12 protein-coding genes are annotated in these 7,709 nt (G+C 74.4%); 11 read left to right on the top strand and 1 reads right to left on the bottom strand.

Annotated features, from left to right (window positions below; translation table 11 throughout):
• The 8 genes from C2142_RS39595 to C2142_RS10615 all read left to right on the top strand — a co-directional run.
• Positions 1-802, top strand: an 802-nt coding sequence (locus C2142_RS39595) for an ATP-binding cassette domain-containing protein (RefSeq protein WP_241002495.1), incomplete at its 5' end; no start/stop codon positions are given.
• A gap of 327 nt (positions 803-1,129) precedes the next feature.
• A complete protein-coding gene (locus C2142_RS10645; protein WP_049658450.1) occupies positions 1,130-1,363 on the top strand; it encodes a helix-turn-helix domain-containing protein in 234 nt (77 codons plus the stop codon).
• Between the two features lie 231 nt (positions 1,364-1,594).
• Positions 1,595-2,401 (top strand): enoyl-CoA hydratase/isomerase family protein, encoded by an 807-nt coding sequence (locus C2142_RS10640; RefSeq protein ID WP_148642417.1) that lies wholly within the window; start codon positions 1,595-1,597, stop codon positions 2,399-2,401.
• Positions 2,402-2,612: 211 nt separating this feature from the next.
• Positions 2,613-3,122, top strand: coding sequence for an Asp23/Gls24 family envelope stress response protein (locus tag C2142_RS10635; protein WP_148642416.1), 510 nt, complete (start codon positions 2,613-2,615; stop codon positions 3,120-3,122).
• A 72-nt stretch (positions 3,123-3,194) separates the two neighbouring features.
• Complete coding sequence (locus C2142_RS10630; protein ID WP_148642415.1) at positions 3,195-3,386, top strand: hypothetical protein; 192 nt, start codon at positions 3,195-3,197, stop codon at positions 3,384-3,386.
• Positions 3,386-3,745, top strand: a complete 360-nt coding sequence (locus C2142_RS10625; RefSeq protein WP_148642414.1) for a hypothetical protein — start codon at positions 3,386-3,388, stop codon at positions 3,743-3,745. The genes C2142_RS10630 and C2142_RS10625 overlap by 1 nt, the downstream gene beginning before the upstream one ends.
• Positions 3,742-4,644, top strand: coding sequence for a DUF6286 domain-containing protein (locus C2142_RS10620; protein WP_148642413.1), 903 nt, complete (start codon positions 3,742-3,744; stop codon positions 4,642-4,644). Before C2142_RS10625 ends, C2142_RS10620 begins: the two co-directional genes overlap by 4 nt.
• Positions 4,641-5,279: an alkaline shock response membrane anchor protein AmaP gene (locus tag C2142_RS10615; RefSeq protein WP_148642412.1), complete on the top strand. Its 639-nt coding sequence runs from the start codon at positions 4,641-4,643 to the stop codon at positions 5,277-5,279. Before C2142_RS10620 ends, C2142_RS10615 begins: the two co-directional genes overlap by 4 nt.
• Before the next feature lie 18 nt (positions 5,280-5,297).
• Here the strand turns inward: C2142_RS10615 and C2142_RS10610 are convergent, their stop codons facing one another.
• On the bottom strand, positions 5,298-6,068 hold the full coding sequence (locus tag C2142_RS10610) for an SDR family oxidoreductase (RefSeq protein WP_148642411.1): 771 nt from the start codon (positions 6,066-6,068) through the stop codon (positions 5,298-5,300).
• 175 nt (positions 6,069-6,243) lie between these two features.
• On the opposite strand from C2142_RS10610, the gene C2142_RS10605 reads away from it, so the two are divergent.
• The 3 genes from C2142_RS10605 (at position 6,244) to trxA (ending at position 7,673) form a co-directional block, all read left to right on the top strand.
• Positions 6,244-6,819, top strand: a complete 576-nt coding sequence (locus C2142_RS10605; RefSeq protein ID WP_206670975.1) for a hypothetical protein — start codon at positions 6,244-6,246, stop codon at positions 6,817-6,819.
• 95 nt (positions 6,820-6,914) lie between these two features.
• Positions 6,915-7,340 (top strand): MerR family transcriptional regulator, encoded by a 426-nt coding sequence (locus tag C2142_RS10600; RefSeq protein WP_148642410.1) that lies wholly within the window; start codon positions 6,915-6,917, stop codon positions 7,338-7,340.
• Entirely contained in the window at positions 7,341-7,673 is a 333-nt protein-coding gene (gene trxA / locus C2142_RS10595; protein ID WP_148642409.1) for a thioredoxin, read from the top strand.
• Positions 7,674-7,709 lie beyond the last annotated feature (36 nt).

Below are 7,709 nucleotides of genomic sequence, written 5' to 3'. Positions count from 1 at the left end.
GGACGCGACGCTGAACGCGCAGGCCGACAAGATGCGCGCCAAGGCGACCAAGACGGTGGCCGCGCAGAACATGGCCCGCCGCGCCGAGAAGCTGCTCTCCGGCCTGGAGCAGGTCCGGCAGAGCGACAAGGTCGCCAAGCTGCGCTTCCCCGACCCGGCCCCCTGCGGCAAGACCCCGCTGACCGCCGCCGACCTCTCCAAGTCCTACGGCTCGCTGGAGATCTTCGCCGGCGTCGACCTGGCCATCGACCGCGGTTCGCGGGTCGTCGTGCTGGGCCTCAACGGCGCGGGCAAGACCACCCTGCTGCGGATGCTGGCCGGGGTGGAGAAGCCGGACACCGGCGAGGTGATCCCGGGTCACGGCCTGAAGATCGGCTACTACGCCCAGGAGCACGAGACCCTGGACCCGGAGCGCACGGTGCTGGAGAACATGCGCTCCTCGGCCCCCGACACCGACCTGGTGCAGATCCGCAAGATCCTCGGCTCGTTCCTCTTCTCGGGCGACGATGTCGACAAGCCGGCCGGGGTGCTCTCCGGCGGTGAGAAGACCCGGCTCGCGCTGGCCTCGCTGGTGGTCTCCAGCGCCAACGTGCTGCTGCTCGACGAGCCCACCAACAACCTCGACCCGGCCAGCCGCGAGGAGATCCTCGGCGCGCTGCGCGAGTTCAGCGGCGCGGTCGTGCTGGTCACCCACGACGAGGGCGCGGTCGACGCGCTCCAGCCGGAGCGGATCATCCTGCTGCCGGACGGCGTGGAGGACCTCTGGAGCCCGGCCTACGCCGATCTGGTCTCCCTCGCCTGACCTGAAGTAGACATCGGGTCCTCTCTTTGGACCAGAAAAACCAGTCCTTACGGCGTGTCCGGGAATGAAGAGGTCCCGGATTCCGTTTGAGGAGCTTCCGTCGGCCCGCCACTCGATCGTGGTCGGGCCGACGCTGCTGATCAGCCCTTTCGCGCCGGATGGCGCAATCGCCCCGGGGGCGCGCACTCTGCGTGAGCGCCCTTGTGCGCTCGGATCACCACCGGCGGACCACGCATTCCCGACATCGACCTTGTCGAATGGGTGGCCAGGACGCTGTGGATGGGTGATCATGGGAATCTGACCGAGCAACGCTACGAGGAGGCACGGGTGGCCGAGACTCTGAAAAAGGGCAGCCGGGTGACCGGTGCCGCGCGTGAGAAGCTCGCGGCCGATCTCAAGAAGAAGTACGACTCCGGGGCGAGCATTCGCGCTCTCGCGGAGGAGACCGGTCGTTCGTACGGCTTCGTGCACCGGATGCTGAGCGAGTCCGGAGTGATCCTCCGGGGCCGCGGCGGTGCCACGCGGGGCAAGAACAAAGCTACTGCTGGAGCCAGCTCCTGACGGTCCGTCAGTCCATCGGCGGATGACTCGGCGGCAGGGCGCCGACCGGGGGGACGACAGTTGGTCGTCCGCCCCCGGCCCGTGCGAACCGGCCGCCGATCGTCATGCCCGCCCGCGCCGCAGGCCGGCGCCTCCCTTCCTTTCGCGATGTCGTGCGCCGACGCCCTGCCGCTGCGCGCCCAGGTTTGTTACTCTCCGGTAGCCAAGTCCCCCGCCACCGGAGGTCCCCGCATGACCGCCCCCGTCACCGACCCGCAGGCTCCGAGCTGGGAGCAGGACGGCGTCCGCCTGGAGATCGACGGCGAGCTTGCCGTCGTCACCCTCTGTCAGCCCAAGCGGCGCAACGCCCAGTCCCCCGCGATGTGGCGTGCCCTGACCGAGGCCGGTCGCCGGCTGCCGGGCAGCGTCCGGGTGGTGCTGCTGCGCGCCGAGGGCGTCTCCTTCTCGGCCGGCCTGGACCGCGCGATGTTCACCGCCGAGGGCATCCCCGGCGAGCGCACCTTCCTCCAGCTGGCCGCCGCCGAGGACAAGGACCTCGACGACACCATCGCCTCCTACCAGGAGGCCTTCTCCTGGTGGCGCCGCCCCGACCTGGTCTCCATCGCCGCCGTCCAGGGCCACGCCGTCGGTGCCGGCTTCCAGCTCGCCCTCGGCTGCGACCTGCGCGTCGTCGCCGAGGACGTCCAGTTCTCCATGAAGGAGACCTCGCTCGGCCTCGTCCCCGACCTGGCGGGCACCAAGCCGCTCACCGATCTGGTCGGCTACGCCCGGGCGCTGGAGATCTGCGCCACCGGCCGCTGGGTCGGCGCCGAGGAGGCCGCCGCCACCGGCCTGGCCAACCTGGCCGTCCCCGCCGAGGAGCTCGACGGCGCCGCCCGTGACCTCGCCGCCGCACTGCTGGCCGCGCCGCGCAGCGCCGTCATCGAGACCAAGGCGCTGCTCCGGGGGGCGGGCAGCCGCTCGTACGACGAGCAGCGGTCGGCCGAGCGGGTGGCCCAGGCCCGCCGGCTGCGCGACCTGGCCGGCATCGGCGACTGACCGCCGGCCCACTGCCGAAGGCCCGGCCCGCGGGGGTGCCCCCGCGAGCCGGGCCTTCGGCGTTCCCGCCCCCGCGAGGCGGCTCTCCGGGGCGGGGCCTGCGCGGGCGGGGCCTGCACGAGGCGGCTCTCCGGGGGCGGGAATCGTGGCGAAATGCCAGAGTTAGAGCGATTTGCGATATAGCTGGAGCCGTACGACGGGAGAAGCGCCCATGCCTGACACTCCGACGCCCGCCACCCTGCACAAGAACCCCTCGACCGCCCCTGCTGCCGCGACGCCCTCCAGCAGCGACAGCAGCAAGCCCCTCGGTGAGCGCGGCCGCACCGCGCTGGCCGTCGGCGTGGTCGAGAAGATCGCCGGCATGGCCGCCCGTGAGGTCTCCGGCATCCACGCCCTCGGCTCGGGCCTCTCCCGGACCTTCGGGGCGATGCGCGACCGGGTGCCCGGCGGCAAGTCCAGCATCGGGCGCGGCATCAAGGCCGAGGTCGGGGAGAAGCAGACCGCCATCGACATCGCCCTGGTCGTCGAGTACGGCGTGGTCATCCCCGACCTGGCCCGCCAGGTGCGGGAGAACATCATCGACGCCGTCGAGCGGATGACCGGCCTGGAAGTGGTCGAGGTCAACATCGCGGTCAACGACGTCCACCTCCCCGACGAGCCTGACGTCGAGGAGGAGGAAGAGGAGACCCCCTCCTCCGGCCAGAGGCCGAAGCTGAGGTAGCGGCCCGCGTCGAGGTGGCGGGGTCGGGGCAGCCCGCGCGGCGGGGAAGCAGCGGAAGACGAGGTGGAGCGGATGAACCTGGCCCTCATCGGCCTGGTGGTGGGTATGGCCCTCGGCTTCGCCGGCTATTTCGGCGGATTCGCGGCGTTCCTACTGGTGGCCGCGCTGGGCGTGGTCGGCTTCGTGGCCGGAAGGCTGCTGGAGGGCGACATCGAACTCGGCGAACTCGGCGACCTGCTGCGCGGCCGCGACCGGCACCGTTGATGGCGGCCCTCACCCCGTCCCCCTCCGGCGTCCGCCGGCGCGAGCCCGGCGCCCGCGGCCGGCTGCGGATCGCCGACCGGGTCTACGCCCGGATCGCCGCCCGGGCCGCCCGCGACGCACTCGCCGACGCCTGGCGCGGCCGGGCCGAGCGGGGAGGTCCGCCGAAGGTGTCCGTCTCCACGCCCGGCTCCACCGTCCTCGTCCACGTCGCCGTCGACCTGCCCTTCCCCGCCGACTTCGCCGCGCTCGCCCGCGCCGTCCGCGACCGGGTCACCGCCCAGGTCCGCGGGCTGACCGGGACCCGCGTCAGCGAGGTGGTGGTGGTCGTGGAGAAGCTGGTGCCGAGGGGAGCGGGATGACCGAGCGGCCGCCGGAAGCCCCGCCGGAAGCCCCGCGGGTGGAGCCGACGGCCGAACCGCCCGAGCCCGAGGTGGTGAACGTGCCCCGGCTGCGGGCCCCGCGCACGTTCGCCGCGGTGGTGGTCGCCACCGTGGTGCTGGTGTTCGGCGTGGCCCTGCTCTACGACGTGATCGCCGTGCGCACCGGCCACTCCGCCCGCCGCTGGCGCGCCGAGATCGCCGACGAACTGGCCACCCGCCACCTGGACGACCCCTGGGTCCTGCTCGGTGCCGGGGCCGCCGCCCTGCTCGGGGCCTGGCTGCTCTGGCTCGCGTTCGCCCCCGGGCTGCGCCGCTGGCTGTCGTTGCGCCCGCACGGCGACACCGCCGCCGCCATCGACCGGGCCGGTGTGGGCACCCTGCTGCTCGACCGGGCCGCCGGGCTGCCGGGCGTCGAGCACCTCACCCTGCGGATCAACCGCCGCCGGGTGAAGATCCTCCTCCGGGGGCCGGCCGACCCGGCCAGCGTGCAGCGGCAGCTGCGGGAGGAGCTGGCGCGGGTCACCCTGGCCCGGCCGCTCCGGCTCGACGTGCGGACCGGGCGCGGCCGTGCGCGCCGTGGCGATGCGGATGCGGGTGCGGACACGGGTGCGGATACGGGTGCGGCGGCCGGTGCCGGTGCCGGTGCGGGGACGGGTGCGGCGGCGGACGGGGAGACGGGTGGGCCGGCGGGCGTGGGGTCCGGTGCGGGGACCGGGGCAGAGGTCGGCGTGGGGTCCAGCACGGGGGCCGGAACGCAGGCGGGTACGGCAGCGGGCGCGGAGGAGAGCGCACAGAACGGCGCACAGAACGGCGCACAGAACGGCGCGCAGGGCGGTACGCGGGACGCCGGAGCGTCCGGGGCGGGAGGGGCGGGATGAGCCGGACCACGGTCAACCGTGTGCTGCTCGGGGTGGCCGGGCTGGTGCTGTTCGCCGTCGGGGTGCTGGTCCTGGCGGGCGGCCTCGACCTGTACGGGCGGCTGGGCGTGGACCCGCCGGGCTGGTGGCCGCTCACCTCGCCGGACCAGCCGGTGGTCAGCGTCGAGTCGCGGACCCACTGGTCCGACCAGGGCTGGTGGTGGCCCGCCGTGATCGGGGGGCTGGTCGTCGTGGTGGCCGGCGCGGCCTGGTGGCTCTTCGCGCAGCTGCGGCGCAGCGGCCCGGCGACCGTCGGCGTGCCCACACCCGGTGCGTCCGGGCTGCGGCTGCGGCTGCGCAGCCGGGCGCTGGAGGAGGTGCTGGAGACCGGCGCGGTCGCGCTCCCGGAGGTCGACCGGGCCGACGTCCACCTGGTCCGGGGCCCGCGGCACCCGCGGCTGCGCGCCGCCGTGCGGCTGACCCCCGGGGGCGATCCGGCGGCGCTGGTCGAGCACTTCGAGACCGGCCCGCGCACCGACGCCCGGACCAGCCTCGGCCTCGCCGAGCTGCCCGCCGACCTGCGCGTACGGGTGGTGGCGGCGAAGCCGGCCGCCCCGGGGCGCGGTGGCCGGCGCAAGCACCCGCGGGTGCGGTAGCCCGGCGGGGCCGGCCGGTCAGAGGGTGCGCAGGGCGCCGCCGTCGACCGGCACCATCACGCCGGTCAGGTAGGAGGCGGCGGGGGAGAGCAGGAAGGCGGCGACCTTGCCGAACTCCTCCGGGGTACCGTAGCGGCCGAGCGGGATGGCGGCGCTGTGCTGGGCGCGGGCCGCATCGGGGTCGCCGCCGAGGGTGTCCAGTTCGCGCACCCGGTCGGTGTCGATCCGGGCCGGGAGCAGCCCGACCACCCGGATGCCGCGCGGTCCCAGCTCGTCGGCGAGCGACTTGGCGGCCATCGCGAGGCCGGGCCGCAGGCCGTTCGAGACGCCGAGGCCGGGGATCGGCTGGCGGACCGAGCCGGAGAGCACGAAGCCGATCACGCCGCCTTCGCCGAGCGCGCCGGCCGCGGCGCGGGCGATGCGCAGGGCGCCCAGGAAGACCGATTCGAAGGCGTCGCGCCAGGCCTCCTCGGGGACGGTCGTCACCGGGCCGGCCTGCGGGCCGCCGACGCTGATCAGCACGCCGTCCAGCCGGCCGAAGCGTTCGACGGCCGCCGTGAGCAGGCGGTCGGCGGTCCCGGGGGCGGAGTTGTCGGCCACCAGGCCGTGCGCGGCCCCGGGGCCGCCGAGGGCGTCGAGCGCGGTGACGGCGGCGTCCACGGACTCCTCGCTCCGGCCGCTGACCAGCACCCGGGCCCCGTCGGCGGCCAGCTCCCGGGCGGCCGCGAAGCCGAGGCCCCGGGTGGCGCCGGTGACCACGTACACCTTGTCCTTCAGTCCGAGATCCATGGCCCCATCCTGCCGGGTGGGGGAGCAGGGGCACCGGCCGGGTCCGGAGTGGCGGCGGCGGTCGCTTCATGGCCGGATCGATGTCCTGGTGGCCGAAAGTTGACGGCGAAACGAAGTTAGGGAAACCTACCCTTGCTTGTCCGCCCTTTACCTCCCCCGATCGCGGAGCACCATCATGTCCAAGCGTCACCTCACCGTCCGGGCCCAGGGGGGAGCCGCGGCTGTCACGGACGACGTCCAGCGCAGACTGCGGGTCGGCGCCGCGGCCGCGGCCGTCTGCCTGCTCTGGGCCGCCAGCGCCTGGACCGCCGGGCACCTGCACGCCGACCCGGCGCTGCACACGGTCGCACTGTTCCTGCACCTGGCGGCCCTGGTGGTGGGCCTGGGCGCGGTGCTGGCCATCGACTACTACGGGCTGCTCTGGCTGTTCGGCCGCCGCACGCTGCGTCAGGTGGTGGACTTCACCACGCCGCTGCACGTCCCGGTCTGGGGCGGGCTGGCCGGGCTGGTGCTCAGCGGAGTGATGCTGGAGCCGGACCTCTCCTCCGGACTGACCCAGGTGAAGCTGGGGCTCGTCCTGCTGATCGCGCTCAACGGGGTGTACGCGAGCACGCTGCACCGCAGGCTGACGGCCTACGGCGACCGCCGCCCGCCCGCCCCGCTGCTGACCAGGGGCGCCGCTTCGGCCCTGGTCTCGCAGGCCGGCTGGTGGGGTGCGGTGCTGATCGGCTTCTACAACACCCGGCACTAGAAGCCCGGGCGGACCGGCTGGCGTTGACGTCGGCGTCAAGGTCTACCGTCGTTCCCGGCGGCCTTCGGAGCGCGGCCGGAAGGGCGGGTGCGGGGATGCGGATCGGCGAGTTGGCGCAGCGGGCGGGGACGACCACCCGGGCGCTGCGGTACTACGAGCAGCTCGGGCTGCTGCCCGCCCGGCGGGCCGGCAACGGCTACCGCGCGTACGGCGAGGACGACCTGCGGCTGCTCCGGCAGATCCGTACCCTGCAGGACTTCGGGTTCGGGCTGGAGGAGACCCGCCCGTTCGTGGAGTGCCTCCAGGCGGGCCACCCGGAAGGGGACTCCTGCCCGGCCTCGCTGGAGGTCTACCGGCGCAAGCTGGCCGAGCTGGACGCGTGCATCGGCCGGTTGCAGGAGGTCCGTACGCAGGTGGCCGAGCAGTTCGCCCGGGCCGAGCAGGCCCGGGACGAACTGGCGGCGGAGGCCGCCGGACAGGTGCCGCAGTGCGAGTTGGCGATCGAGCGGGAGGAGCGGTAGATGGTGCGGATCACGGGTGTGCCGGCGGTCACGGACGAGACGTTCGCGGCCGAGGTGCTGGCGGCGCAGGGGCCGGTGCTGGTGGACTTCACGGCGGACTGGTGCCCGCCGTGCCGCCAGATGGTGCCGGTGCTGGCGGACATCGCGCGGGAGGAGGCCCACCGGCTGACGGTGGTCAGCCTGGACGTGGACCGGAACCCGCAGACGCAGGCCGCGTACGGCGTGCTGTCGATGCCGACGCTGATGGTGTTCCGGGGCGGCGAGCCGGTGAAAGTCGTGGTCGGCGCCCGCGCCAAGGCCCGGCTGCTGCGCGAGCTGGAGGACGTGCTGTAGCGGGCCTGCGGCGGCGGGCGCACCACGGCGGGCGCA

It is taken from the genome of Streptomyces sp. CB01881 (genome assembly GCF_002953255.1).
In the GTDB taxonomy this organism is placed as follows: Bacteria; Actinomycetota; Actinomycetes; order Streptomycetales; family Streptomycetaceae; genus Kitasatospora.
This window is presented reverse-complemented; position numbering and strand designations above follow the sequence as displayed.